Annotated in this window: 21 protein-coding genes; 11 read left to right on the top strand and 10 right to left on the bottom strand. The window is 71.9% G+C overall.

Going from position 1 to position 23,719, the window contains the following annotated elements; translation table 11 throughout:
* Positions 1 to 51 precede the first annotated feature (51 nt).
* Both OCS65_RS20260 and OCS65_RS20255 read left to right on the top strand, forming a co-directional pair.
* A complete protein-coding gene (locus OCS65_RS20260; RefSeq protein WP_263507495.1) occupies positions 52 to 696 on the top strand; it encodes a TetR/AcrR family transcriptional regulator in 645 nt (214 codons plus the stop codon).
* Positions 697 to 768: 72 nt separating this feature from the next.
* The gene (locus OCS65_RS20255; protein WP_161995670.1) at positions 769 to 1,944 is read left to right on the top strand and encodes an amino acid deaminase/aldolase; all 1,176 of its coding nucleotides are present in this window, start codon (positions 769 to 771) and stop codon (positions 1,942 to 1,944) included.
* Position 1,945: 1 nt separating this feature from the next.
* On the opposite strand, the gene OCS65_RS20250 is transcribed toward OCS65_RS20255, so the two are convergent.
* Entirely contained in the window at positions 1,946 to 3,301 is a 1,356-nt protein-coding gene (locus OCS65_RS20250; RefSeq protein ID WP_263507494.1) for a DUF2252 domain-containing protein, read from the bottom strand.
* 32 nt (positions 3,302 to 3,333) lie between these two features.
* On the opposite strand from OCS65_RS20250, the gene OCS65_RS20245 reads away from it, so the two are divergent.
* The gene (locus tag OCS65_RS20245) at positions 3,334 to 3,978 is read left to right on the top strand and encodes an alpha/beta hydrolase (RefSeq protein WP_203329430.1); all 645 of its coding nucleotides are present in this window, start codon (positions 3,334 to 3,336) and stop codon (positions 3,976 to 3,978) included.
* 64 nt (positions 3,979 to 4,042) lie between these two features.
* Here OCS65_RS20245 and OCS65_RS20240 read toward each other — a convergent pair whose 3' ends face one another.
* From OCS65_RS20240 to OCS65_RS20225, 4 genes are all read right to left on the bottom strand, one after another.
* Positions 4,043 to 5,845: an AMP-dependent synthetase/ligase gene (locus OCS65_RS20240; protein ID WP_029542526.1), complete on the bottom strand. Its 1,803-nt coding sequence runs from the start codon at positions 5,843 to 5,845 to the stop codon at positions 4,043 to 4,045.
* Positions 5,846 to 6,005: 160 nt separating this feature from the next.
* The gene (locus OCS65_RS20235; protein ID WP_006938688.1) at positions 6,006 to 6,635 is read right to left on the bottom strand and encodes a phosphoribosyltransferase; all 630 of its coding nucleotides are present in this window, start codon (positions 6,633 to 6,635) and stop codon (positions 6,006 to 6,008) included.
* 104 nt (positions 6,636 to 6,739) lie between these two features.
* Complete coding sequence (locus tag OCS65_RS20230) at positions 6,740 to 7,171, bottom strand: hypothetical protein (RefSeq protein ID WP_006938685.1); 432 nt, start codon at positions 7,169 to 7,171, stop codon at positions 6,740 to 6,742.
* A gap of 136 nt (positions 7,172 to 7,307) precedes the next feature.
* The gene (locus tag OCS65_RS20225) at positions 7,308 to 8,582 is read right to left on the bottom strand and encodes a TrpB-like pyridoxal phosphate-dependent enzyme (protein ID WP_231771824.1); all 1,275 of its coding nucleotides are present in this window, start codon (positions 8,580 to 8,582) and stop codon (positions 7,308 to 7,310) included.
* A gap of 122 nt (positions 8,583 to 8,704) precedes the next feature.
* On the opposite strand from OCS65_RS20225, the gene OCS65_RS20220 reads away from it, so the two are divergent.
* From OCS65_RS20220 to OCS65_RS20210, 3 genes are all read left to right on the top strand, one after another.
* A complete protein-coding gene (locus tag OCS65_RS20220; RefSeq protein ID WP_050034882.1) occupies positions 8,705 to 9,277 on the top strand; it encodes a TetR/AcrR family transcriptional regulator in 573 nt (190 codons plus the stop codon).
* Positions 9,274 to 10,314, top strand: a complete 1,041-nt coding sequence (locus OCS65_RS20215; protein WP_231771823.1) for an SDR family oxidoreductase — start codon at positions 9,274 to 9,276, stop codon at positions 10,312 to 10,314. The genes OCS65_RS20220 and OCS65_RS20215 overlap by 4 nt, the downstream gene beginning before the upstream one ends.
* A gap of 69 nt (positions 10,315 to 10,383) precedes the next feature.
* A complete protein-coding gene (locus OCS65_RS20210; RefSeq protein ID WP_081636982.1) occupies positions 10,384 to 12,318 on the top strand; it encodes a DEAD/DEAH box helicase in 1,935 nt (644 codons plus the stop codon).
* Positions 12,319 to 12,457: 139 nt separating this feature from the next.
* On the opposite strand, the gene OCS65_RS20205 is transcribed toward OCS65_RS20210, so the two are convergent.
* The 3 genes from OCS65_RS20205 to OCS65_RS20195 all read right to left on the bottom strand — a co-directional run bounded on the left by OCS65_RS20205 (position 12,458) and on the right by OCS65_RS20195 (position 15,783).
* A complete protein-coding gene (locus OCS65_RS20205; protein WP_029542535.1) occupies positions 12,458 to 13,261 on the bottom strand; it encodes a DUF1206 domain-containing protein in 804 nt (267 codons plus the stop codon).
* A gap of 108 nt (positions 13,262 to 13,369) precedes the next feature.
* Positions 13,370 to 13,885, bottom strand: coding sequence for a mycothiol transferase (locus OCS65_RS20200; protein WP_231771822.1), 516 nt, complete (start codon positions 13,883 to 13,885; stop codon positions 13,370 to 13,372).
* Positions 13,882 to 15,783 carry an ABC transporter ATP-binding protein gene (locus tag OCS65_RS20195; RefSeq protein ID WP_006938666.1) on the bottom strand — a complete coding sequence of 634 codons (1,902 nt, stop codon included), beginning with the start codon at positions 15,781 to 15,783 and terminating at the stop codon, positions 13,882 to 13,884. The genes OCS65_RS20200 and OCS65_RS20195 overlap by 4 nt, the downstream gene beginning before the upstream one ends.
* A 193-nt stretch (positions 15,784 to 15,976) precedes the next feature.
* Here OCS65_RS20195 and OCS65_RS20190 point away from each other — a divergent pair, with 193 nt between their 5' ends.
* Positions 15,977 to 16,438 carry a PPOX class F420-dependent oxidoreductase gene (locus OCS65_RS20190; RefSeq protein ID WP_006938665.1) on the top strand — a complete coding sequence of 154 codons (462 nt, stop codon included), beginning with the start codon at positions 15,977 to 15,979 and terminating at the stop codon, positions 16,436 to 16,438.
* 9 nt (positions 16,439 to 16,447) lie between these two features.
* On the opposite strand, the gene OCS65_RS20185 is transcribed toward OCS65_RS20190, so the two are convergent.
* Both OCS65_RS20185 and OCS65_RS20180 read right to left on the bottom strand, forming a co-directional pair.
* Complete coding sequence (locus OCS65_RS20185) at positions 16,448 to 17,050, bottom strand: AMIN-like domain-containing (lipo)protein (RefSeq protein WP_006938664.1); 603 nt, start codon at positions 17,048 to 17,050, stop codon at positions 16,448 to 16,450.
* Positions 17,051 to 17,097: 47 nt separating this feature from the next.
* Positions 17,098 to 17,868: a deoxyribonuclease IV gene (locus tag OCS65_RS20180; protein ID WP_006938663.1), complete on the bottom strand. Its 771-nt coding sequence runs from the start codon at positions 17,866 to 17,868 to the stop codon at positions 17,098 to 17,100.
* A gap of 138 nt (positions 17,869 to 18,006) precedes the next feature.
* Between OCS65_RS20180 and OCS65_RS20175 the strand changes: the two genes are divergently transcribed.
* The 4 genes from OCS65_RS20175 to OCS65_RS20160 all read left to right on the top strand — a co-directional run bounded on the left by OCS65_RS20175 (position 18,007) and on the right by OCS65_RS20160 (position 23,593).
* Complete coding sequence (locus OCS65_RS20175) at positions 18,007 to 18,765, top strand: ABC transporter ATP-binding protein (RefSeq protein ID WP_029542537.1); 759 nt, start codon at positions 18,007 to 18,009, stop codon at positions 18,763 to 18,765.
* A gap of 12 nt (positions 18,766 to 18,777) precedes the next feature.
* Positions 18,778 to 21,300 carry an ABC transporter permease gene (locus OCS65_RS20170; protein ID WP_263507493.1) on the top strand — a complete coding sequence of 841 codons (2,523 nt, stop codon included), beginning with the start codon at positions 18,778 to 18,780 and terminating at the stop codon, positions 21,298 to 21,300.
* Between the two features lie 227 nt (positions 21,301 to 21,527).
* Complete coding sequence (locus tag OCS65_RS20165) at positions 21,528 to 23,111, top strand: alpha/beta hydrolase (protein WP_029542540.1); 1,584 nt, start codon at positions 21,528 to 21,530, stop codon at positions 23,109 to 23,111.
* Entirely contained in the window at positions 23,108 to 23,593 is a 486-nt protein-coding gene (locus OCS65_RS20160; protein WP_263507492.1) for an LppA family lipoprotein, read from the top strand. Before OCS65_RS20165 ends, OCS65_RS20160 begins: the two co-directional genes overlap by 4 nt.
* Positions 23,594 to 23,719: the final 126 nt, after the last annotated feature.

Below are 23,719 nucleotides of genomic sequence, written 5' to 3'. Positions count from 1 at the left end.
TCCAGGTCAATAGGGGCCGACGGATCCGGACCGGGTTCTACGATCGGAGGCATGCTGAACCGGTTGCCGGCGGACCAACGTCGAGCCCAACTCGTCGAATCCGCCCTCGCGCTGGCCGAGGGCGGCGGTCTCGGGGCCGTCACAGTGCGTGCCGTCGCCGAGCACGCCGGCGTATCGCTCGGGGTGGTGCACTACTGCTTCGAGAGCAAGGAAGCCCTCGTCGCCGCGATGGGGGAGACGCTGGTGCTCCAGCTCAGCCAGGCGTTGCGCACCGCCTTCACCCTCCCGCAGAACGGGCCGGACCCGCAGGGCCCGCGCGGGCTGCGGCAGCTGCTCTACGCCGGGATCACTGCGATGTGGCCGACGATCGAGGCGACGGCCGACCGTCAGCTGCTCACCTACGAGATCACCACCTATTCGCTGCGCCACCGCGCTGCCGGCGAGCTGCTCGGCGGCAACATCGCCACCGAGCAGTACCGCATCATGGACGTCGAGGCCCAGGCATTTCTCGAGGAGTGCGCCGCCCGCACCGGCACCGAGTGGGTCGAGCCGGTCTCGACCGTCGCGCGCCTGGCGCTGGCCATGCTCGACGGCCTGGTCCTGCGGTGGCTGGTGGATCGTGACAGCGACGCCATCGTCACCGAACTCGACGACATCGCCGCGATCGTCGCCGGCCGGGCCGTGGAAACGACCTGAACCTGGACACAGGTCCAAGTCGGTGCTTGACTGGCCGCGACGACCCGACCTGCCGTGGATTGGACCCCCGCCGTGACCCACCCCCTCGACCGGCTCCACGACGCGACGGCCGACCTGGACCCGCCGCTCGCGGCCGTCGACCTTCCCACACTCCGACGCAACGCCGCCGACCTCGTCCGTCGCGCCGGGGGCACGCCCGTGCGGGTGGCGAGCAAGTCCGTCCGGTGCCGCGCGGTCCTCGAGGAGGTGCTCGGCACCGGCCTCACCGCCGACGGCGGTTTCGGCGGGATCATGGCGTACTCGCTGCGCGAAGCGCTCTGGCTGGTCGAGCGCGGCGCCCGCGACGTGCTCCTCGGATACCCGACCGTCGACCGTGCCGCGCTCGCCGAACTCGCCGGCCGGCCGCACGCCCTCGACGCGGTCACCCTCATGGTCGACTCCGCCGCCCAGCTCGGCATCGTCCGCGACGCCCTCGGCACCGCCCGTGTGCGACCCCGCGTGTGCCTCGACGTGGATGCGTCGCTGCGGCTCGGGCCGGTGCACCTCGGCGTGCGGCGCTCGCCGCTGCGCACGCCCGACGAGGTGGGGCAGCTCGCCCGCTGCGCCACGACCGCCGGCTTCGCCGTCGTCGGAGTGATGTTCTACGAGGCGCAGATCGCCGGTCTGCCCGACACGTCGCTCGCGGTCCGCCTGATCAAGCGCCGGTCGGCCGCCGAGCTGGCCACCCGTCGCAGCGCCGTCGTCGGGGCCGTCCGCGCCGTCGTCGGCGACCTCGAGATCGTCAACAGCGGCGGCACGGGTTCGCTCGAGATCAGTTCCGCGGACCCGGTCGTCACCGAGGTCACCGCCGGCTCCGGCCTCTACGTGCCCACGTTGTTCGACCGATACCGGGCCTTCACACCGCGGCCCGCGCTGTACTTCGCGCTGCCCACGGTGCGCAGGCCCAGTCCCACCATCGCCACGCTCTTCGGTGGCGGTTACATCGCCTCCGGCCCGACGGGTCCGTCCCGGGTACCGCGGCCGGTGCGGCCCGCCGGACTGCGGCTGCTGCGCGCCGAGGGTGCCGGCGAGGTGCAGACCCCGGTCACCGGCCGCGCCGCCGCAGACCTGCCCGTCGGCGGCCGCGTGTGGCTGCGGCATGCCAAGGCGGGGGAGCTGTGCGAGCGGTTCGCGCACCTGCATCTCGTCGACGCCGGCGGCACCCGCACCACCGTCCCCACCTATCGCGGCGAGGGGCACTGCTGGTGAGCTACGCCGGTGCCGCGCTGGTGCACAACGCCTTCCAGTCCTGCTCCGTGCGATCGGCGTAGGCGGCGGACCACCGCGCCACCGCCTCGTCGAACACCGTCCCGCGGCCGAGGTACCCGGCGACGAACGCGCCGTCCGGGCTCTGGCTGTGGGCGCGGGCGAGCAGCGCTCCGCACAGCCGGCCGTACTGCTCCGATTGTGCGGGCCTGAGCCGTTCCCACTGCACCGATCCCTTCATGTCCCGGAACTGACGCACATAGAAGTCCCGGCGCACGCCGTCGGCGCCGGGGACGCCGGTGATCCAGCCGAGAAGCGGATCCGAGTGGGCCTGCAGGATCCGCTGTGCCCCCACGACGCGGGCGCCCTGGCCGTGCGCGATGAGGTCGGCCTCGACCCGGTGCGGGGTCTCCCGGATCCCGCCGTGCGTCTCCAACACCGACCGCCCGGCCTCCTTGACCTGGAGAAACAGCGGCTCGTCGGCCGGGCCGAGCAGCAGGACGAGGAAGCATCGGGTGCCCACGCTGCCCACCCCCACGATCCGCATCGCAAAATCCACGACGCGGTACTGGGAAAGCAGCAGCTGGGCATCCGCCCGCACCGTCGCACGGTAGGACGCGACGATCCGCTCGATGGCGTCGAGTGACCCGATGTCGAGGTGGCGGACGATCGGGGGCTGGTCGACGATGCGCGGAACGTCGTCGGCCGTGGTGACCGTCAGTTTCCTCAGGACCTGTTCCGACGTGCGGCTGCGAGCCTTCTGCACGACGGCTCGTATCGCCTCCGGATTCCGCGACGCCTGCTCGATCTCTTCCGCGTCGACCTGGAAGTAGAACCGCTCGGTGGCCGTCAGGCCGGACAGGAACCGGATGGTCTCGCGGTACGAGCGCACCGTCGCGAGGGTCGCGTCCCGGCACTGCTGCTCGGTGCAGCCGGTGTGACGGCCGGCCAGCCATACCGAGGCGGCCAGCCGCTTGACGTCCCATTCCCACGGCGCCGGATACGCCTCGTCGAAGTCGTTGAGATCGAACAGGACCCGTCGCTCCGGCGAGGCGTACAGGCCGAAATTCGCCAGATGGGCGTCGCCCGAGGCCACCACGTGCGGTCCCGTCACGGCCTCGGTGGACAGATCCGCCGCCATCGCGGCGGCGCTGCCGCGGTAGTAGGCGAACGGGGACTCCGTCATCCGCTCGTACCGGATCGGCACCAGTTCCGGCAGCCGGGTGCGGTTCTGCTGCTCGAAGATCGCCACGGGGTCGCGGTCGGGGCAACGGAATTCGCCGTGCGCACCGCGGGGCACGCGGGTGCGGGCGGCACGCCCCTCGGCTCGACTGCGCTCGGCGGCGGTAGTCGGTGTCATCCCGCGATTGTGCACCGGCGCACAATGACCGCATGCCCTTTTTCGACGGCAGCACCGGCCGTATCCACTACCGACACTGGCCCGTCGACGGCGCGGCGGCCGCCGTCGTCTTCGCCCACGGGATGCGTCAGCACACCGGCCACTACCACCGCTTCGCGGCGGGCCTGGCGACGCACGGCATCGCGTTGTGGGGCATCGATCTCGCCGGGCACGGTCTGTCCGAGGGCAGCCCCGGCGAACCGGGCGTCCTCGACGACCTGGCTGCGGACCTGCTGCGCGTCGCCGAGGTGGCGGAGCGTGCCGAGCCGGGGATGCCGCTGGTGGTGATGGGGCATTCGCTCGGCGCGGCGACCGCCCTCACGCTGCTGCGCACCGACGCCGGCTGCTTCCGTGGCGCCGTGCTGTGCGGGACGCCGCGCTCGGCGGCCGTGCCCGCGACGGCCGAGATCCTCGCGGGGGCTCGCATCCCGCTGCTCGCGGTGCACGGCGCCGACGACCGGCTGGCCCCGATCGACCCCGTGCGGGCCTGGGCCCGGACGATCCCGGCCCTGGACCTGCGCGAGTACCCCGACGCGGGCCACGACCTGCTGCACGAACCGGTGCACCGCACGGTGACGCGCGACGTCGCCGAGTTCGTCCGGACCGTGACCGAAGTGCCGGCCCCCCAACAACAGTGAGCGAATGTATCCCTCACTCGATCAGAGGAGATGAAGGATACAATCGCTCACCATGGGCGTGGCCCTACGAGTAGATGGCCTCGATCGCCGTGCCGTGCGCCTCGTGGATGACGTTGCGCTTGAGCTTGAGCGTCGGGGTCAGCTCGCCGGTCTCGATGGTGAAGTCCACTTCGAGGATCCGGTACTTCTTGATCTGCTCGGGGTTGGAGACCTTCCTGTTGCCCTCGGCCACCGCGGCGTCGATCTCCGCGATCAGGTCGGGGTTCTTCAACAGCTCGGACACCGGGGCGTCGGCCGGAATGCCGTGGCGCTCCTTCCAGCCGGGCAGGGCCTCGGGGTCGAGGGTGATCAGCGCGCCGATGAACGGCTTCGCGTCGCCGACGACGATGACCTGGCTGATCAGCGGGTGCGCCCGCAGAGCGTCCTCGAGCACGGCCGGGGCGACGTTCTTGCCGCCGGCGGTGACGATGAGCTCCTTCTTGCGGCCGGTGATGTGGACGAATCCGTCCTCGTCGATATTGCCGATGTCACCGGTGTGGAACCAGCCGTCGACGATCGCTTCGGCGGTGGCCTTCTCGTTCTTCCAGTAGCCGCCGAACACCGCGGGGCCCTTGAGCAGCAGCTCGCCGTCCTCGGCGATCCGTGCGGCGTGCCCGTTGACCGGCCGGCCGACGCTGCCCACCCGCTGGTGCTCGGGGGTGTTGATGGTGACGCCACCGGTGGTCTCGGTCAGGCCGTAGCCCTCGAAGATCGGGATGCCGACGCCGCGGAAGAAGTGGCCCAGGCGCGCGCCGAGGGCTGCGCCGCCGGAAACCGCCTGCTCGCACTCGCCACCGAGGGCCGCGCGCAACTTGCTGTACACCAGCTTGTCGAACACCGCGTGCTTGATCTTCAGGCCCAGACCGGGCCGGCCCTTGTCCAGCGCCTCGCTGTACGCGATGGCGGTATCGGAGGCCTTCTCGAAGATCCGGCCCTTGCCGCCGTCGTACGCCTTCTGCTTGGCCGAGTTGTAGACCTTCTCGAACACGCGCGGCACCGACAGGATGAAGTTCGGCTTGAACTCGCCGAGCTGGTCGAGCAGCGTGGTCAGATCGGACGTGTGCGCGACGGTGACGCCGTGCTCGAACGCGCCGAACGAGATCTCGCGGGCGAACACGTGCGCGAGCGGCAGGAACAGCAGGGTCCGCTTGCCGCTCACCATGGAGTTCGGCAGGGCGAGCTTGACGGCCGCCGCCTCGGCCCACAGGTTGCTGTGGGTCAGCTGCACACCCTTGGGGCGGCCGGTGGTGCCCGAGGTGTAGATCAGGGTGGCGGGGGACTCGGCACGCACCTGGTGGCGCCGCTCCTCGAGCTGCTCGTCGGTGATCGCCGCGCCGCGCGCGATCAGTTCGTCGACGGCGCCCTTCGCTCCCGCTGCGCCCTCGATCTGCAGGACCTCGCGCAGGGCCGGCGCGGCCTCGGCCACGGCGGCGACCGTCCGCGCGTGGTTGTCGTTCTCCACGACCAGCAGCGATGTCCCCGAGTCCTCGAGGATCCACTGGGCCTGGTCGGCCGAGGAGGTCTCGTAGATCGCGACGGTGCAGCCCCCGGCGGCCCAGATCGCGTAGTCGATGAGGACCCATTCGTAGCGGGTGCTCGACAGGATCGCGACCCGGTCGCCGAGTTCGATCCCGGAGGCCATCAGGCCCTTGGCCACCCCGCGGACCTGGGCGGCGAACTCGGCGGCGGTGACGCTGACCCACCGGCCGTCGACCCTGCGCTCGAACGGCACCCAGGTCGGCGACTCCTTCTCGTGCCGGAAGACGGCGTCCGCCATCGATGCGTCCTCGGGAATCGAGAACGACTGTGGCACGGCAAACTCTCTCACGGTGACCCCTCCATCAATTTTTCACTGGTGGATGTGCATTGCATCACACGAGGACGGAAAACGCAGCAACGGGGGTGCCCGATTTGTAGCCTTTTCGCTCTGACCTGTGAAGATACCTGTTAATGACGGACACGGACAACTGTTGTCCGCGGGTGCGTGCTCAGGCGGGCTCGAGCAGGCGGGCGGCCTCGTCGTCGGAGAGCTGATGGAAGTCGTCGTATGCGGCGCCGACGCTGCCCAGGTCCGCGGGCGTGAACGGGCACACCACCTCGTCGGCCACCGCGCCCACGCGACGCGCCGCCTCCGGGGACGCCACGGGCACCGCCAGCACCACCCGTTCGGCACCGGACTCCCGAGCGGCCAGGCAGGCGACGGCTGCGGTCGCGCCGGTGGCCATGCCGTCGTCGACGAGGACCACCGTGCGTCCCGACAGCGACGTGCGCTCCTTGCCGCCGCGCAGCAGCCGGGCGCGACGGTCGAGTTCGGTGCGTTCACGGGCCTCGATCCGTGCGATCGAGTCCTCGGCCACCCGGCCGATCCGGATGACGTCCTCGTTGAGCACGCGGAATCCGCCCTCGGCGATGGCGCCCATCGCAAGTTCCGGCTGCCACGGCACCCCGAGCTTGCGGACGACGAGCACGTCGAGCGGGGCGTCGAGGGCGCGAGCCACCTCGCGGGCGACGGGGATGCCGCCGCGTGGGAGGGCGAGGACCACGGGGTTCGCGTCGCGCAGGTGGGCGACCGAGCGGGCCAGCCGCCGCCCGGCCTCCGGACGGCCGGAATAACGCATAGGTCGAGTATGCGCCCGGCGGCGGGCGGCCCGGGCGGGTTTGCGTCCGGATCCGGGCCCGCTCAGGCGACGGTGTGCAGGGCTCAGGCGACGGTGTGCAGGGCTCAGGCGACGGTGTGCAGGGCTCGGGCGGGCCGCAGGGCGTCGAGGAGCGGCTGCCAGGTGGAGGCGTCGCCGCCGCGCCGCTGCCACTCGCCGGCGAGGGTGGTGTCGTCCGTACCGGCGAGGTCGTCGATGGTGTCGACGCCGTGCCGGTACAGGACCTCGGCGGCCAGTTCGACGGTGTCGGCGGCGATGGGGGCCTCGTCGGGGCTGTAGCGGCGACGGTAGTGGCCGACCTTGCCGGCCCACTGGGCGCTGCCGCCGGTCTCCTCGAAGGTGCGCAGGAGCGCGCGGATCCCGTCGCGGCCGGCGTCCGCGCCCTGGGCGGCCCGGTAGGCCCGGTAGCGATCGGTGACGATCCCGGGATCTACGCCTCGGGTGCGGTGCACTGCGTCGAGCAGGCGCAGGGCCAGGTTGTCGGCTGCGTCGGGCATCGGGGCCTCCCGGTGGTGACATGGCGCGGTGGAGCGGTTCCACAGGTGTATCGCTGATGACCGGGCGTGTGTTGCATCACAGAGTTCCTCGGCGTGTCTTCCTCCCCGTCACAGGGGAGGAAGACACGCTCCGGCGCTATCCGAGCTCGCCGTGCAGGTATGCGGCGTAGGCCGGCAGGTCGAGCTGCCCGTGCCCGGACAGTCCGATCACGATCACCTCGGGCCCGGTCACGGTCCGCGCGTACTCGGCGGCCGCCGCGAGGGCGTGGGCCGACTCGGGGGCGGGCACGATGCCCTCGCTGCGGGCGAACTCGACGGCCGCCGCGAAGGCATCGGTCTGCGCGACGGCCGTGCCCTGCACGTATCCCAGTTCGACGGTGTGGCTGAGCAGCGGCGCCATGCCGTGGTAGCGCAGCCCGCCGGCGTGGATGGGGTCGGGGATGAAGTCCTGACCGAGGGTGTGCATCTTGAGCAGCGGGGTGAGGCCGACGATGTCGCCGTGGTCGTAGCGGTACTCGCCCTGCGTGATGGACGGGCACGCGGCCGGCTCGGCGGCCACCACCCGCGTCGTGGCGCGACCGTGCAGCACCTCGCGCAGGAACGGGAACGACAGGCCGGCCAGGTTGGAGCCGCCACCGGCGCAGCCGAACACGAGGTCGGCCTGCTCCTCGCCGGCGGCGCGCAGCTGGGCGACGGCTTCGAGACCGATCACGGTCTGGTGCAGCACGACGTGGTTGAGCACACTGCCGAGCGCGTACCGGGCGGCGGGGTCGCCTGCGGCGACCTCCACGGCCTCGGACACGGCGATCCCCAGCGAGCCGGGGGTGTCCGGCTGTTCGGCGCGCACCTTGCGGCCGGACGCGGTGAGTTCCGACGGGCTCGAGTGCACGGTGCCGCCGTACACCTCGATGAGGTGCCGGCGGTACGGCTTGGACTCGTACGAGGCGCGCACCTGCCACACCTCGAGATCGATGCCGAACTTGGCGCATGCGAACGACAGCGCGCTGCCCCACTGGCCGGCGCCGGTCTCGGTCGTCAGCTTCTTCACGCCGTCGAGGGAGTTGTAATACGCCTGCGCCAGAGCCGAATTCGTCTTGTGGCTGCCCACCGGGCTCACGCCCTCGTACTTGACGTAGATGCGGGCGGGGGTGCCGAGTGCGCGCTCGAAGGACCGGGCCCGCAGCAGCGGCGTGGTGCGGTAGGTCGCGTACGCCTCCCGGACGGGTTCGGGGATCGCGATGTCGGTCTCGGTGGACAGCTCCTGCTCGATCAGGCCGGCGGCGAACAGCGGTTCGAGGTCGGCGGCCGTGACCGGTTCCCTGGTGCCGGGATGCAGGTGCGGCGGCGGGGCGTCGGGCAGATCTCCCGCGATGTTGTACCAGTGGGTGGGAATGCTGACGAGCTCCGGCACCGGAAGGTCCTTTCGTCTGTCGAGAGTGGAACCGGTTCAGTGTGCCCCCCGTCGCACGTGGCCCGTCCGGCGGAGGGCTCGCGATGTCGACAGAAATATGTAGACCGGTCTATTATTTTGCCGTGACCACCAAGGGAGCACGCACGAAGGCGCGCATGATCGACACCACGCTGGAGCTGATCCAGACCCGCGGCTACCACGGCACCGGCCTCGCCCGCATCACCGACGCCTCCGGTGCGCCCCGGGGCTCGGTGTACTTCCATTTCCCCGGCGGCAAGGACGAGCTCGTCGTGGCGGCGCTGGACCGGGTGGGTGCGGAGTTCACCGGCCTGCTCGAGGCGCTGCTGGCCGAGGGGCGGACCGCCGCCGAGATCGTCGCCGCGGTGTTCGACGACCTCGCCGCCCGGCTCGGGCGATCCGGGTTCGCGGCCGGCTGCGCCGTCGCCTCCGTCGCCGTCGACGCCGCCACCGACAACCCCGTTCTGCAGCAGAGCTGCGCCCGCGTCTACGAGTCGTGGCGGGTGGTCCTCGAGCGGGTGCTCGCCCGCGACGGGATGCCCGATGCCGCCCGGCTCGCCGGGGTGATCGTCAGCCTCGTCGAGGGAGCGACCACCGTCGCCCGTGCCCGGCACGACGTGGCCCCTCTGGTGGACGCCCGTGCCGTCGCGCTCGACCTCCTCGGAGCCGCGCGATGAGCGCCGCGGTGGTCTTCGGCGCGACGGGGTTCATCGGCCGCGGCCTGCTGCGGGAACTGCTCGCCGACCCGGACGGCGACGATCTCGTCGTCGCGGCGGTGCGGACCGCGGAGTCGGGGGCGCGGCTGCGCGACCGGCTCGTGTCCGGCGGGGTGCCGCTGGACCGGCTCTCGGTCCACGTGTTCGATCCGGGCTCCGCCGAGCTCGTCCTGGATCCCGTGGCGGCGGACGTGCGCGACGTCTACAACCTCGCCGCCGCGTTCGCCTTCGGGATGACGGCCCGGGCGGCGCGTGAGGTGAATGTGGTTCTGGCCGAGAAGATCACCCGATTCGCGGCCGCTGCCGGCGCGCGCCGGCTGGTGCACGTCAGCGGATACCGCGTCGCGGCGTACCCGGCCGTGCCGGCGCCGTGGCCGCCCCGGTACCGGCGCCGGATCTACCGGAGGTTCGGCGCGTACGAGGCGTCGAAGATCGAGGCCGACGCGGTGGTGCGTGCACTCGCCGCGGAGCTCGGGGTCCCCCTCACGGTGGTCAACCCCGGAACGGTGATCGGCGACTCCCGGACCGGGGAGGCCGATCAGTACCTGGGTCTCGCGGAGCTGGTCGTGCAGCTCGCCCGCGGGCAGCTGCGCGCCGTGCCCGGCTCGCGGCGCACCGTGCTGCCCGTCGTCACCATCGACCACCTCGCGCGCTTCCTGGCGCTGATGCCGCGGGACCCGGAGACGGCGGGGCGGGCCTACTGGGTCCTCGACGACGCCACGCCGCCGCTGCCCGAGCTGGTCGCGCTGGTCGCCGACGAACTCGGGGTGGCCGCGCCGCGCCTGCGGATACCCGTCGCGGCGCTGCGGGCTCTGCCGGCCCGCCTGACCGGCGCGGAGAAGGAGACCCTGAGTTTTCTCAGCGCCGACACCTATCCGACGGCGCCCGCCACCGCCCTCGCGCGCCGGCACGGGCTCGAGTACCCGCCGGTGCGGCCGGCGCTGCGGCTGTGGGCCCGCCACGTGGCGGCGACGGCACCGGATGCGGCGTCCGGATAGGGTGGTCGGGGACCCTTGTCCGGCGCTGTGGAAGGGTCATGGCCGTCCATCCGATAAACTGCAGGTCAAATGAGTGATACTGTGCAAGACCCCGAAGCCGACACCGCTACCCCCACGTTCGCCGATCTGGACATCGACGCCCGTGTGCTGCAAGCGCTTTCGGATGTGGGCTACGAGACCCCGTCGCCGATCCAGGCGGCCACCATCCCGCCGCTGCTGGAGGGGCGCGACGTCGTCGGTCTCGCGCAGACCGGCACCGGCAAGACCGCCGCGTTCGCGGTGCCGATCCTGTCGCGGATCGACACCGCGGTGAAGCGGCCCCAGGCACTGGTCCTGGCTCCCACCCGTGAGCTCGCCCTGCAGGTCGCGGAGGCTTTCGGTAAGTACTCGGCGCACATCCCGGGTCTGCACGTGCTGCCCATCTACGGTGGCCAGAGCTACGGCGTGCAGCTGTCCGGGCTGCGCCGTGGCGCGCACGTCATCGTGGGCACCCCCGGACGTGTGATCGATCACCTCGCCAAGGGCACCCTCGACATCTCCGAGCTCGAGTTCCTCGTGCTCGACGAGGCCGACGAGATGCTCACCATGGGCTTCCAGGAGGACGTCGAACGGATCCTCGCCGACACCCCGGAGACCAAGCAGGTCGCGCTGTTCTCGGCGACCATGCCGGGCGCGATCCGCCGGCTGTCCAAGCAGTACCTGCACGACCCGGTCGAGATCACGGTCAAGTCGAAGACGACGACGTCGGCGAACATCACCCAGCGCTGGGTGCTCGTGTCGCACCAGCGCAAGCTCGACGCCCTGACCCGGATCCTCGAGGTCGAGCAGTTCGAGGCGATGATCCTCTTCGTCCGTACGAAGCAGGCCACCGAGGACCTCGCGGAGCGGCTGCGAGCCCGCGGTTTCTCGGCCGCCGCGATCAACGGTGACATCGTGCAGGCCCAGCGCGAACGCACCATCGGCCAGCTCAAGAGCGGTGCGCTGGACATCCTCGTCGCGACGGACGTGGCGGCCCGCGGTCTGGACGTCGACCGCATCAGCCACGTCGTGAACTACGACATCCCGCACGACACCGAGTCCTACGTGCACCGCATCGGCCGCACCGGCCGCGCCGGGCGCAGCGGTGACGCCCTGCTGTTCGTCGCCCCCCGCGAGCGGCATCTGCTCAAGGCGATCGAGCGGGCCACCCGGCAGCCGCTCACCGAGATCCAGCTGCCGTCGGTGGAGGATGTCAACGCCCAGCGCGTCGAGAAGTTCAACGATTCGATCACCGAGGCGCTCACGTCGGATCACCTGTCGCTGTTCCGCACGTTCGTCGAGGACTACGAGCGCGAGCACGACGTGCCCCTCGCCGACATCGCGGCGGCGCTGGCCGTGCTCTCCCGCGACGGGGAGTCGTTCCTCATGGAGGCCGAACCCGAGCCCGTGGCGCCGCCGCGGCGGGAACGCGAGCCGCGGGAGCGGCCGCCGCGCCGGTTCGACGACGACGGTGCGTCACGCGTCGGGCGCGACGGGCAGGAAATGGCGACCTACCGCATCGCCGTGGGTAAGCGGCACCGGGTGGTGCCCGGCGCGATCGTCGGCGCCATCGCCAACGAGGGCGGCCTGCGCCGCAGCGACTTCGGGCACATCAGCATCCGCCCGGACCACAGCCTCGTCGAGCTGCCGAAGGACCTGTCGCCGGAGACGCTCGAGGCGTTGCGCGGCACCCGCATCTCCGGGGTGCTCATCCAGCTGCAGCCCGACAGCGGCGCACCGGCGGGTCGGCCGTCGACCTACCGTCAGCGCGACGACCGCGGCGAACGCCGTCAGGGTGAGCGCAAGGAGTACGGCGGCAAGAAGGACTGGGGCGATCGCGGCGGCCGCAACAAGGACTTCGGTGGGCGCGGCGACCGGTTCGGCGACAAGCCGAACCGCGGATTCCGTGAACGCTCCGGCGAGCGCGGGCAGTCCGGTGGACACGGCTCGGGCGGCCACAGCGGCGGCTACCGCGGGCGCGACTGAGCACAGCGGCGGCTACCGCGGGCGCGACTGAGCACAGCGGCGGCCACCGCGGGCGCGACTGAGCACAGCGGCGGCCACCGCGGGCGCGACTGAGCACAGCGGCGGCCACCGCGGGCGCGACTGAGCGCAGCGGCGGGGCTCACATCTTCCCGTACCGCGCGAGGACGAAGCAGTACGCGCCGTACGCGGCGATACCGAGGCCGGCCGCGACGAGCAGGATCTGACCGAACGGGGCGGTGCCCAGCGTCTTGAGGGCACCGTCCAGTCCCGTCGCCTTGGACGGATCGGTGGTGAACGTCGCGACGAGGACCAGGACGCCGGCGCCGGCGATCGCCAGGCCCTTCGCGACGTACCCGACGGCGCCGAGCGGCTCGGCGTACCGGGGCAACCGCGCCCGGTGCAGGTCGTCGAGGAACTTCTTCGCCGCGCCCTTGTAGACGTGGTAGGCGCCGATTCCGATGATCACCAGCCCGGCCGCGACGAGCAGGACCTTGCCGCCTCCGGACTGCATCAAGCGAGCACTGAGTCCGGCGTTCTGTTCACCGCTCGACTTGCCGGTGCCCCGCGCGAACTGGAACGCGGCCAGTGCCAGCGCCAGGTACGCCACGGCGACGCCGACGGTCTTGACCCGGTCCAGGGCGGACGGTTTCTCGACGTCCGAACGTTTGCCCACTGCGGCCTCGACCAGACGCCACAGTGCCAGCGCCGTGAGCGTCACGGCCAGGATCCACAGGACGATCCGGCCGCCGGGCTGGGCGGCGAGCTCGCCGAGGGCACCGGACTGATCGGCACTGGCCGGATCGCCGAACGCGACCTGGACGACGATGTAGGCGATCAGCAGGTGCACGACCCCGCTCGCGGCCTGTCCGACCCGCGCCACCTTCTCGAACATCGGGTGCTGGGCAGCGCCCGCAGCTCCCGTGCTGGTCTGTTGTCCGGTCACGCGACGGCCTCCAGGATCTCGCGGCGACTGCGCCGGGGCGCCCCGGCAGTGGTGCCTACGGGGAGCCTATCGCGCCGGCGGGGCGTCGTCCGGGTTCGCCGGCGCCGGCTACCGGACCCTGCCGGCCAGGACGTCGGCGGTGGCGCCGTCGACGGATTCGCGGATGATGTCGGCGTGGCCGGCGTGCCGGGCCCATTCCTCGATCTGATGCAGGACCAGGAACCGCACGGAGAGCGGCACGCCCTGGTCCAGCCATCGGGCGATGTCCGCCGGCAGGTCCACCACCCGGTCCAGGTCCGGGTCCGCCCGCAGCACGTCGGCGAAGCGGGCCGCGACTGTGTCGAGCCGGGCGAGCTGATCCGCGACGGTCTCGTCGTCGCGCACCGCCCACCCGGCCGTCCACGCCGCCACCGGGTCCGGCTCGCGGCTCTGCGTCCCGGCGATGCGGTCGGCGGCGGCGACCTCGCCGTCGATCACATGGTTCAACAGCGACGCCAGGCTCATCGCGGAGGCGCTGGGCACGCTGCACGCCTGGTCCTCGGTCAGGCCGGACAGTGCGTTGCGGAACGCGGCGCGCTGATTGTCGAGAAGCAGGAGCAGCAGATCGGTCTCGTTCGTCGTCATGCGCCCAGTGTGGGAGCCATTGCGGACACCCGCGGTCCTGAATCGGCGAACTGGGTGCGGTACAACTCGCCGTAACGCCCGCCGGCGGCGAGCAGCTCGGAATGGGTGCCGCGCTCGACGATGCGTCCGGCCTCGACCACGAGAATCAGATCCGCCGCGCGGACCGTGGACAACCTGTGTGCGATCACCACGGAGGTCCGTCCGGCCAGCGCCTCCGTGAGCGCCTCCTGCACGGCAGCCTCCGACGTCGAGTCCAGGTGCGCGGTGGCCTCGTCGAGGATGACCACCCGCGGGTGGGCGAGCAGCAGCCGCGCAATGGTCAGCCGCTGGCGCTCACCGCCGGAGAGCCGGTACCCGCGCTCGCCGACGACGGTGTCCAGGCCGTCGGGCAGGGAGCGGATCAGGTCGGTGAGCCGGGCCCGGCCCAGCACCTCCCACAGCTCGTCCTCGGTTGCCTCCGGGCGGGCCAGGAGCAGATTCGCCCGCACGCTCTCGTGGAACAGGTGCCCGTCCTGGGTGACCATGCCGACGGTCCCGCGGATCGACGCGGTGGTGAGCCGGCGCACGTCGACCCCGCCGAGCAGCACGGATCCGGAGTCGGTGTCGTAGAGCCGCGGCACCAGTTGCGCGATCGTGGACTTGCCGGCGCCGGAGGAGCCCACCAGGGCCACCATCTGCCCGGGCTCGGCCCGGAAGCTCACGTCGTGCAGGACCGGTGCGCCGCCGCGGGTGTCGAGCGTGGCCACCTCCTCCAGCGACGCCAGCGAGACCTTGTCGGCGGCGGGGTATGCGAAGTCCACGTGCCGGAACTCGACGGCGACCGGGCCGTCGGGGACGGGGCGGGCGTCGGGGGCCTCCTCGATCAGCGGCCGCAGGTCGAGCACCTCGAAGACCCGCTCGAAGCTCACCATCGCGCTCATCACGTCGACGCGGGCGCTCGCGAGTGCCGTCAGCGGCGAGTACAGGCGCGTCAGCAGCATCGCCATCGCCACGACGGCACCCGGCTCGAGCTGGCCGCGCAGCGCGTAGAAGCCGCCGAGGCCGTAGACGAGGGCCAGCGCGAGGGCGGACACGAGGGTCAGGGCTGTGACGAACACCGACTGCAGCATCGCCGTCTTCACCCCGATGTCGCGCACCCGGCGGGCGCGGACGGCGAACTCCGACGACTCCTGCGACGGCCGGCCGAACAGCTTCACCAGCGTCGCGCCGGGCGCGGAGAATCGCTCCGTCATCTGGGTGCTCATCACCGAATTGTGGTTGGCCGCTTCACGATTCAGGCGTGCCAGCCGCACGCCCATGTGCCGGGCGGGCACCACGAAGATCGGCAGCAGCAACAGTGCGAGCAACGTGATCTGCCAGGAGATCCCGATCATCACCACGAGCGTGATCGCGAGGGTGACGAGGTTGCCGACCACGCCGGACAGGGTGTCACTGAACGCCCGTTGGGCGCCGATGACGTCGCTGTTGAGCCGGCTGACGAGGGCGCCGGTGCGGGTGCGGGTGAAGAACGCGATGGGCATGCGCTGCACGTGGTCGAACACGGTGGTGCGCAGGTCGAGGATGAGGTCCTCGCCGATGCTCGCGGACAGCCAGCGGTTCAGGATGCCGAGCCCGGCCTCGACGACGGCGATGGCGGCGATCAGCACCGCCAGCCACGTGATCACCGAGAGGTCGGCGCGGTCGACGATGGCGTCGATCACCCGGCCGGCGAGGACCGGGGTGGCCACGCCGAGTGCGGCGATCACCACGCTCAGCAGCAGGTACATGCCGATGTTGCGGCGGTGGGGGCGGGCGAACTCGGCGATCCGGCGCAGGCTGGCGCGCGAGAACGGACGCCGGTCGCTCTGCGCGTGCATCGCGTTGTACATCGCGTTCCACGCGGTCACTTCCATGCTCATGCGGGAGCCTCCTGAAGTCGGTCGCCCGACCGTAGAACCTCGAGTGGACTCGAGGTCAAGCGTAGGTGCGCGGACTGCTGCGGGCTCGCGAGGCCGGCACCGAGTCTGCCCGTTCGTGTAGAACCCGCCACCGGATTCTGCACGTGACCTCCGACAGGGCCCGTCGTCACGGCCGCGCACGTAGGGTCGGAGCATGGCACCGAAGATCGCAACGGCGGACCGCGTGGACCGCGACCGGCTGCTCGAATTCGTCCGCCCGCGCCACCGCGGCACCCTGGTCACCACCCGGTCCGACGGCCGGCTGCAGATGTCCCCGGTCACGTGCGGGCTGGACGACGCCGGCCGCATCGTGATCGCGACCTACCCGGAACGCGCCAAGGTCGTCAACATCCGCCGCCGCCCGGCCGTGTCGATCCTGATCCACTCCGACGACTGGAACGGGCCCTACGTCCAGGTCGACGGCACCGCCGAGGTGATCGACCTGCCGGACTCGGTCGAGCCCCTCGTCGAGTACTTCCGCGCCGTCGCCGGGGAGCACCCCGACTGGGACGAGTACCGGGAGGCGATGCGCACGCAGGGCAAGTCGCTGATCCGCATCACCGTCGAGGACTGGGGTCCGGTCGCGACGGGCGGTTTCCCGCCCGGCCGGGCCTGAGCCGCCCGATCAGCGAGCGACGTCGACGACCAGCCGCGTCGGGTTCGTCAGCGCGTACACGGCGAACGGCGTGTTCGGCTCCGCGACGCCGACGAACGACTGGGTCACGCCCTCGAAGACGCCGGAGCCGTTGACCTCGACGACCGAGCCGCCCGGCTGCGCGAGCACCGGGTTGGGGCCGGAGTACGGTTCGACCCCGCTGTCGAACGGATACGCGGACCCGTCGATGAGCACCTGCAGGATCGCGCCGCCGGCGACGGCCACGTCGTTGCCGCTGCCGTCCTGCACCGCCCGGTCGACGTATCCGACGCGCCACCCCGGGGTGCCGGTGCCGCCCATCTCGTACACGACCCGGTCGAAGTTCTCGTGCCGGCCGGTGCGGATGTCGGTGACGGTCAGCTTCGCGCCGGCCGAGGCGGGCGACGTCTTGTCCGATGCGTCGGTCGGCGCGGGCTCGGGGGTCGGCGACGAGTCGGCGGACCCCGACCCCGACGAGATCGTGGAGGTGGCGGTGCTCGCCGACGCGGACGGTGCCGGGCTGTCGGCGTCCGAGCAGCCCGCAAGTACCAGCGCGGCGGCGGTGACGGCGAAGGCGATCCGGGCGTGCTTCATGAGCAAGATGTTACGGCTGTGACGGCCCGGTCTCCGGGAGGCGTGCCTCACCCGAGCAGTTCGCGCAGGTAGGCGACATCCTCGGCGATCCCCTCCGCCGGGGTCTCGAGGACGATCGGCGCGTCCGCGGCCCGGCACACCGCCACCAGCAGGCCGGGGTCGATCGTGCCGGCGGCGATGTTGGCGTGCCGGTCCCGGCCGGAGCCGAAGCCGTCGCGGGAATTGTTCAGGTGCACCAGATCGATCCGGCCGGTCGCGGCCCGTACCCGCTCGACGACGTCGACGAGGTCCTCGCCGCCCGCCCACGCGTGGCAGGTGTCGAGGCAGAAGCCCACGTCGTAGTCGCCGACGGCATCCCACAACCGCGCGATCGCATCCACGTGCCGGGCCATCGCGAACTCGCCCCCGGCGGTGTTCTCGATCAGGACGGGCACCGCGAACCCGCCCTTGTCCTCCTGTCGCTCGAACAGCTTGCGCCAGTTCTCCACGCCCGCGGCGACCTCCTCGCCGGACCGGACGTGGCCGCCGTGCACCACCAGGCCGAAGGCGCCGATCCGGGCGGCCGCCTCGGCGTGCTCGGCCACGGCCTTGCGCGACGGCATCCGCAGCCGGTTGTTCGTGCTGGCCACGTTGATCACGTAGGGGGAGTGCACCACCACCGCGACGTCGGAATCGCGGATCTGTTCCTCCCGGGGGTGCGGGCCCGGCTTCGTCCACTGCTGGGGATCGCCGAGGAACAGTTGCACCAGGTCTGCGCCGACGCGTTCGCCGCAGCCGATCGGATCGTCGTCCTGCCGGACGTGTGCTCCTATCCGCATGGTCTCGACGGTAGCGCCCGGCGGCGACGCAGGAGAACCTCACCGGGACGTCACCGGGCGCACCCTGAGAACCGTCCGGCGCGGAATCCGGGACGTCCCCGATGGTGCCCTGTCGGAAAAGTCAGGAAGATGGTGGGCATGCCAGCCCACACCGCCACTGCCGCGCGCGCAATCGACCTGAGAAAGATCTACGGAACCGGTGAGACCGCCGTCCACGCCCTCGACGGGGTGAACGCGGAGTTCGCGGCGGGGGAGTTCACCGCCATCATGGGTCCCTCGGGTTCGGGGAAGTCGACGCTGATGCACTGCCTCGCCGGCCTCGACACCGCCACGTCCGGTTCGGTGGTCCTCGGCGACACGGACCTGACCGACCTGTCGGACAAACAGATGACGCAGCTGCGGCGCGACCGCATCGGCTTCGTCTTCCAGGCGTTCAACCTGGTGCCCACGCTCACTGCACTCGAGAACATCACGCTGCCCGTCGACATCGCCGGCCGCAAGGTCGACCGCGAATGGCTGGACACCGTCGTGAACCGCCTGGGACTCGGCGACCGGCTCGACCACCGGCCCGGGGAGTTGTCCGGCGGTCAGCAGCAGCGCGTGGCGTGCGCCCGCGCGCTCGCCGGCCGGCCCGAGATCATCTTCGGCGACGAGCCCACCGGCAACCTCGATTCCCGTTCCTCGGGCGAGGTGATGTCGATCCTGCGGGCCGCGGTCGACGAGTTCGGGCAGACGGTCGTGATCGTCACCCACGATCCGCGTGCGGCCAGCTACGCGGATCGGGTGGTGTTCCTCGCGGACGGGCGCATCGTCGACGAGATGCGCGACCCGACCGCCGACTCGGTCCTCGACCGGATGAAGCAGTTCGACGCCGTCGCCGTTCCCACGGCGAAGTAGGGCGAGCCGATCATGAGTGCGAATCCCATCCGCAGGGTTGCCCTGCGCAATCTCGCCGCCCACAAGGTGCGGCTGCTGCTGACCGTCCTGTCCGTGGTGCTCGGCACCGCGTTCGTCACCGGCTCCTTCGTCTTCACCGACACCCTGCAGCGCACATTCGACAGCATCTTCGCCGACGCCGCCAAGGGCGTCGACGTCCGCGTCAGCAGCGAACAGCAGGGCGCGAGCGGCGTCCCCGACTCCGACGTCGCCGTCGTCGCCGCGGTCCCCGGCGTGCGGACCGTGGTGCCGGCGTTCGGTGGGCCGGTCATCGTCCTCGACTCCGAGGGCGCGGCCATCCAGACCGGCGGCGCCCCCAGCGAGGGCACCGCCTACCTGCCCCCCGACCAGCAGCTCGGCGACCCCAACGAGTTCGTCGCCGGACAACCGCCCGCCGTCGACGGCGAGATCGCGCTCAACTCGAGCGCCGCCGAGCGTGCCGGACTGTCCGTCGGGGACCCGACGAAGATCCTCGCCGCCTCGGCCGGGATCGTCCCGGTCACGGTCAGCGGCATCTACGACGTCGAGACCGACACCGGCGGCTACGTCGGGGCGATGTTCACCGAGAACCAGGCCCGCACCCTGTTCACCGACGGCACGCACGTGCAGTACATCGACGTCGCCGGCGACGGTGTGCCCGCGGACGAGCTGCGGGACCGCATCGCCGCCGCCGTGCCCGGCCAGAAGGTCCAGACGGGCGCCGAGGTCAGCGAGGAGATCAAGACCGAGATCGAGGAGGCGCTGAGCTTCCTGAACTACTTCCTGCTCGCGTTCGGCGCGATCGCGCTGCTGGTGGGCACCTTCATCATCTACAACACCTTCTCGATGATCGTTGCGCAGCGACTGCGGGAGCTCGCGTTGCTGCGGGCGATCGGGGCGAGCCGCAGCCAGGTGGGCCGGTCGGTGAACCTCGAGGCACTGGTCGTCGGGATCGTGGGCAGTGCCCTCGGCATCGCCGGCGGCGTGGCCCTGGCCTACGGGCTGCGCTCCGCGCTCAACGCGTTCGACGTCGGCCTGCCCTCGGGCCCGCTGCAGCTCGCGCCGCGGACCGTGCTCGTGGCCCTGCTCATCGGCGTCGTCGTCACCGTGGTCAGCGCCTACGCGCCGGCCCGCCGCGCGAGCAAGGTCCCGCCGGTCGCGGCCATGCGGGAGGAGTCCACCGCGACCGTCGAGTCGCTGCGGCTGCGGACCGTCATCGGAGCCGTCGCCGCCGTGGCCGGTGCCGTCACCGTCGTCGTCGGCGCCCAGGGCACCGGCGGTGGCGCGGCCTCCACCGTCGGCGTCGGGGCCTTCGCCCTGATCATCGCGGTCCTGCTCGCGGCGCCCGCGCTGTCGCGGCCCTTCGTCGCGGGGCTCGGCGCGGTGTTCGCCCGCCCGTTCGGGGCCGTGGGCCGGCTCGCCCGCACCAACGCGGTGCGCAACCCCCGCCGTACCGCCGCCACCGCCTTCGCGCTCACGCTGGGTCTGATGCTGGTGTCGGTGATCGGGGTGTTCGGCGCGTCCGCCAAGGAAAGCGTCAACTCGCTCGTCGACACCGGCGTCAAGTCCGACTTCATGCTCACCGGACCGCAGATGATCGGGGTGCCCGTGGGGGCCGCCGCCGCAGCGGCGCGGGCCGAGGGCGTGGAGGAGACCATCGCGATGCACGGCGTCCCGGCGCGCATCGGCGACGAGGACACGTTCGGCGTCGCGCTGTCCGGCCCCCTCGGCGACGTGCTCGAGGTCGACGTCACCGAGGGCCGCGAGGACGTCGCCGGCACCGACCTGCTGGTGTCGCAGACCACCGCGGGCGAGAAGGGCTGGAAGGTCGGCGACGCGGTCACCCTCACCAGCCGCGACGGCGAGGACGTCGGCACGACGGTGAGCGGCATCTTCGCCGACAACCAGTTGCTCGGCTCGTGGGTCGTCTCCGAGGAGGTCTACCAGCAGTTCACCCCGCCTGCGTCGCGCTCGGACTTCGTGGTGTTCGTGAACACCGCGGCCGGCAGCGATCCGGAGACGATCCGCACGGCGCTCGAGGACGCCACCAAGCAGTTCGTCGTGGTCCAGGTGCTCGATCGGGAGCAGTTCAAGGGCCAGCAGGCCGCCCAGATCGACACGCTGCTCGCCGTGCTCTACGGGCTCCTGGCGCTGGCGGTGGTCATCGCGGTCCTGGGCATCGTCAACACCCTCGCCCTGTCGGTGGTGGAGCGTCACCGGGAGATCGGCATGCTCCGCGCGGTCGGCATGCAGCGGGTCCAGGTCCGCCGCACGATCTACATCGAGTCGATGCTCATCGCGGTGTTCGGCGCGGTCGTCGGTCTGGTGCTGGGCCTGGCGTTCGGCTGGGGTTTCGTCCGGACGCTGGCCGACCAGGGCCTCGACAAGATCGCCGTCCCGTGGGGGCAGGTGATCGCCATGCTCGTCGGATCCGGCGTGGTCGGTGTGCTCGCCGCCCTGTGGCCCGGCGTCCGTGCCGCACGCACGCCGCCGCTCGAGGCGATCTCCGACATCTGACGCGACGGGACCCCCGCCCGTCTCCCTCCGCCCCCGGTGCCCCGCGCGCCGGGGGCGGAACTCGTGCTGCCGCAGGCGCGACCCGGCCGCGGTGACCGGGACCCTCGTCTCCGGACGTGAGTTGTCCACAACCGGCCCGTTCTTCCACAGTTTCACGCCGGCGGCAGTGCGCCCCGCCGCGGCAGGCGCGCAGCGGATTACGCTGCTGCGCCGAGGGGGTGGATCGAATGGATCTTCGGCAGTTGCAGCGGTGGGACCCGGATGCGCTGGACGGTCTCGGCGCGGTGCTGGACCGGCATGCGGGGGAACTCGAGCGGATCGGCGCGCAGATCACCGCGTCGAGACGGTTCGACGGACAGTGGTCGGGGCTCGCGCACGCGGCCGCCGAGCAGCGGCTCGATGACGTCACCGGCGGGATCGTGCGACGGTCCGACGCGTATCGGGAGGTGAGCCGCTGCGCGGCGTGGTGCGCGCCGCGGCTGCGGGCACTGCGCGCGGAACTCGACGACGCGACCCGCTGGGCGCGAGACCGGGCGTTGACCGTGCGGGACGACGGAACCGTCGCGGGCGGACCGGGTACCGACCCGGAGCGGCACGAGGCACAGGCCCGCATCCGTGCGGTCCTCGACCGGGCCGAGACGCTGGATCGGCGGGCCGCAGCCGACCTCGGCCGGGTGCCGGACCAAAGCCCTTCGCGTCCGCTCGGTTTCGGGGGCGTGCGCGCTGCGCCCGCGTCCACCCCGGCGGTGCCGGCGCCCGGGACGGCGGCGGCCCAGGTCGCCGCGTGGTGGGCCGGACTCGACCACGGCGAGCGCACGAAGGTCGTCACCCTGGCACCCGAGCTGATCGGCAACCTCGACGGCGTGCCGGCCGCGGTCCGCGACCTGGCCAACCGCGCGCAACTGGCGGGGGAACGGCGCCGGCTCGAGGAGGTCGCCGCCCGATTGCAGGCCCAGCTCGACGCCGATCCGCTCGGCGGACTGGCGAGCAACGCCGACGCCGGACTCGCCCAGACCCGCAACAAGATCGCCGCGCTCGACGCCATCGAGACGACGCTGGCCCGCGAGGACAGGCGGCTGCTGGGCCTCGATCTGTCGGGCCGGGAAGCGATGGCCGCGGTGGCGGTCGGGGACGTCGACACCGCCGACCACGTCACCGTGTTCACCCCCGGCGCCGGCTCCACGGTGCAGGGCAACCTCGCCGGGTACGACACCCGGATGGCGGCGCTGCGGGAGGAGGCCATGCGCCACCTGCAGGAGGCCGGCCGTGCCGCCGAGTCGGTCGCCGCCGTGACGTGGCTGAACTACCAGGTGCCGCAATGGGGCTGGGGCCTCGCCCGCACCGAGCTGAGCCCGGTGTCGGACCTCGCGGCGGTTCGTGCCGCCCCGCGGCTCGCCGGCTTTCTCGACGGTCTGTACGCCGAGCGGGACCCGCACGTCACCGCCGTCGGTCACTCCTACGGTGCGCTCGCCACCGGCCTGGCGCTGCAGCAGGGTGTCGGGGTAGACGCCGCCGTGTTCCTCGGCGCCCCGGGAATCGGCACCGACGACGTCGCCGAACTCGGTGTGCCGCCGGGCGCGACGTACCTCGTGGAGGCCGACCGCGACCCGGTCGGTGACGTCGGCACGTTCGACGGCGATCCGAGTTTCCTCGACGGCGTGACCCACCTGTCGAGCGACGCCGGGGCGGACGCGTCCGGCCGGCCGCGGCTCGGCTCGACCGGGCACAGCGAGTACCTGAGCGACGGAACGATGAGCCTGTACAACGTCGCCGCGGTCGTCGGCGGCCTCCCGGATCGAGTGGTGCGATGAAGGTTCTGCGCGTCGGTGTGCCGGTGCTGGCCCTGTCGCTCGCGGGGTGCGCGGGCGGGCCGGTCCCCGTCGCCGTGCCCGAGCCGGTGGCGGCGGACCGCGCCGGTGCCGTCGAGTACTACACCCGGGTCCAGCGCGACGCGATGGCCGCCCTGTCGGACGCTTTCCCGGAGATGCAGTTCCGGCAATCGGACCCGGCCACGACGGCCTACTGCGAGATGCCCGACGGATCGGCGGGCACCACGGTGTTCCTCCCGATCCACCTCTCCGATCGGCCGGTGCCGCCGGGGCAACTGGAGCGGGCGGCGCGGGTGTTCGAGGAATCGTTGGCGGGCACCGGTTTCCGCGGTGCCCGGTCGCTGCCGGTCGAGACCGGGCTCCAGATCCGGATGTTCGCCGCGGACGGTTCCTCCATCTCGTTCGGCAGCTATCTCGCCGCGACGGTGGGGCTGACGGCGGGGTGCTACCCGGACCGGCCGTAGTGAACTCCCCGTGCCCGCCGGTGTGCGACGAGGGCAGAAAGGGCTGGGAGGCGAGGAGCGAGGGAGGTTCCTCATACGCACTTGAATATCCCTATTGCGCGGATAGGGAGGGAAGTTTAGGGTATT

Source organism: Rhodococcus aetherivorans, assembly GCF_025722975.1.
In the GTDB taxonomy this organism is placed as follows: domain Bacteria; phylum Actinomycetota; class Actinomycetes; order Mycobacteriales; family Mycobacteriaceae; genus Rhodococcus; species Rhodococcus aetherivorans.
Note: the sequence above shows the minus strand (reverse complement) of the source record. Positions and strands in the feature narration are given on the sequence as shown.

Bases quoted from the DNA above. Each gene is read 5' to 3' on its own strand.
- OCS65_RS20260 (WP_263507495.1), top strand. From the start codon at position 52: ATGCTGAACCGGTTGCCGGCGGACCAACGTCGAGCCCAACTCGTCGAA.
- OCS65_RS20250 (WP_263507494.1), bottom strand. From the start codon at position 3,301: ATGACACCGACTACCGCCGCCGAGCGCAGTCGAGCCGAGGGGCGTGCC.
- OCS65_RS20245 (WP_203329430.1), top strand. From the start codon at position 3,334: ATGCCCTTTTTCGACGGCAGCACCGGCCGTATCCACTACCGACACTGG.
- OCS65_RS20235 (WP_006938688.1), bottom strand. From the start codon at position 6,635: ATGCGTTATTCCGGCCGTCCGGAGGCCGGGCGGCGGCTGGCCCGCTCG.
- OCS65_RS20230 (WP_006938685.1), bottom strand. From the start codon at position 7,171: ATGCCCGACGCAGCCGACAACCTGGCCCTGCGCCTGCTCGACGCAGTG.
- OCS65_RS20215 (WP_231771823.1), top strand. From the start codon at position 9,274: ATGAGCGCCGCGGTGGTCTTCGGCGCGACGGGGTTCATCGGCCGCGGC.
- OCS65_RS20210 (WP_081636982.1), top strand. From the start codon at position 10,384: ATGAGTGATACTGTGCAAGACCCCGAAGCCGACACCGCTACCCCCACG.
- OCS65_RS20200 (WP_231771822.1), bottom strand. From the start codon at position 13,885: ATGACGACGAACGAGACCGATCTGCTGCTCCTGCTTCTCGACAATCAG.
- OCS65_RS20195 (WP_006938666.1), bottom strand. From the start codon at position 15,783: ATGAGCATGGAAGTGACCGCGTGGAACGCGATGTACAACGCGATGCAC.
- OCS65_RS20190 (WP_006938665.1), top strand. From the start codon at position 15,977: ATGGCACCGAAGATCGCAACGGCGGACCGCGTGGACCGCGACCGGCTG.
- OCS65_RS20185 (WP_006938664.1), bottom strand. From the start codon at position 17,050: ATGAAGCACGCCCGGATCGCCTTCGCCGTCACCGCCGCCGCGCTGGTA.
- OCS65_RS20180 (WP_006938663.1), bottom strand. From the start codon at position 17,868: ATGCGGATAGGAGCACACGTCCGGCAGGACGACGATCCGATCGGCTGC.
- OCS65_RS20175 (WP_029542537.1), top strand. From the start codon at position 18,007: ATGCCAGCCCACACCGCCACTGCCGCGCGCGCAATCGACCTGAGAAAG.
- OCS65_RS20170 (WP_263507493.1), top strand. From the start codon at position 18,778: ATGAGTGCGAATCCCATCCGCAGGGTTGCCCTGCGCAATCTCGCCGCC.
- OCS65_RS20165 (WP_029542540.1), top strand. From the start codon at position 21,528: ATGGATCTTCGGCAGTTGCAGCGGTGGGACCCGGATGCGCTGGACGGT.
- OCS65_RS20160 (WP_263507492.1), top strand. From the start codon at position 23,108: ATGAAGGTTCTGCGCGTCGGTGTGCCGGTGCTGGCCCTGTCGCTCGCG.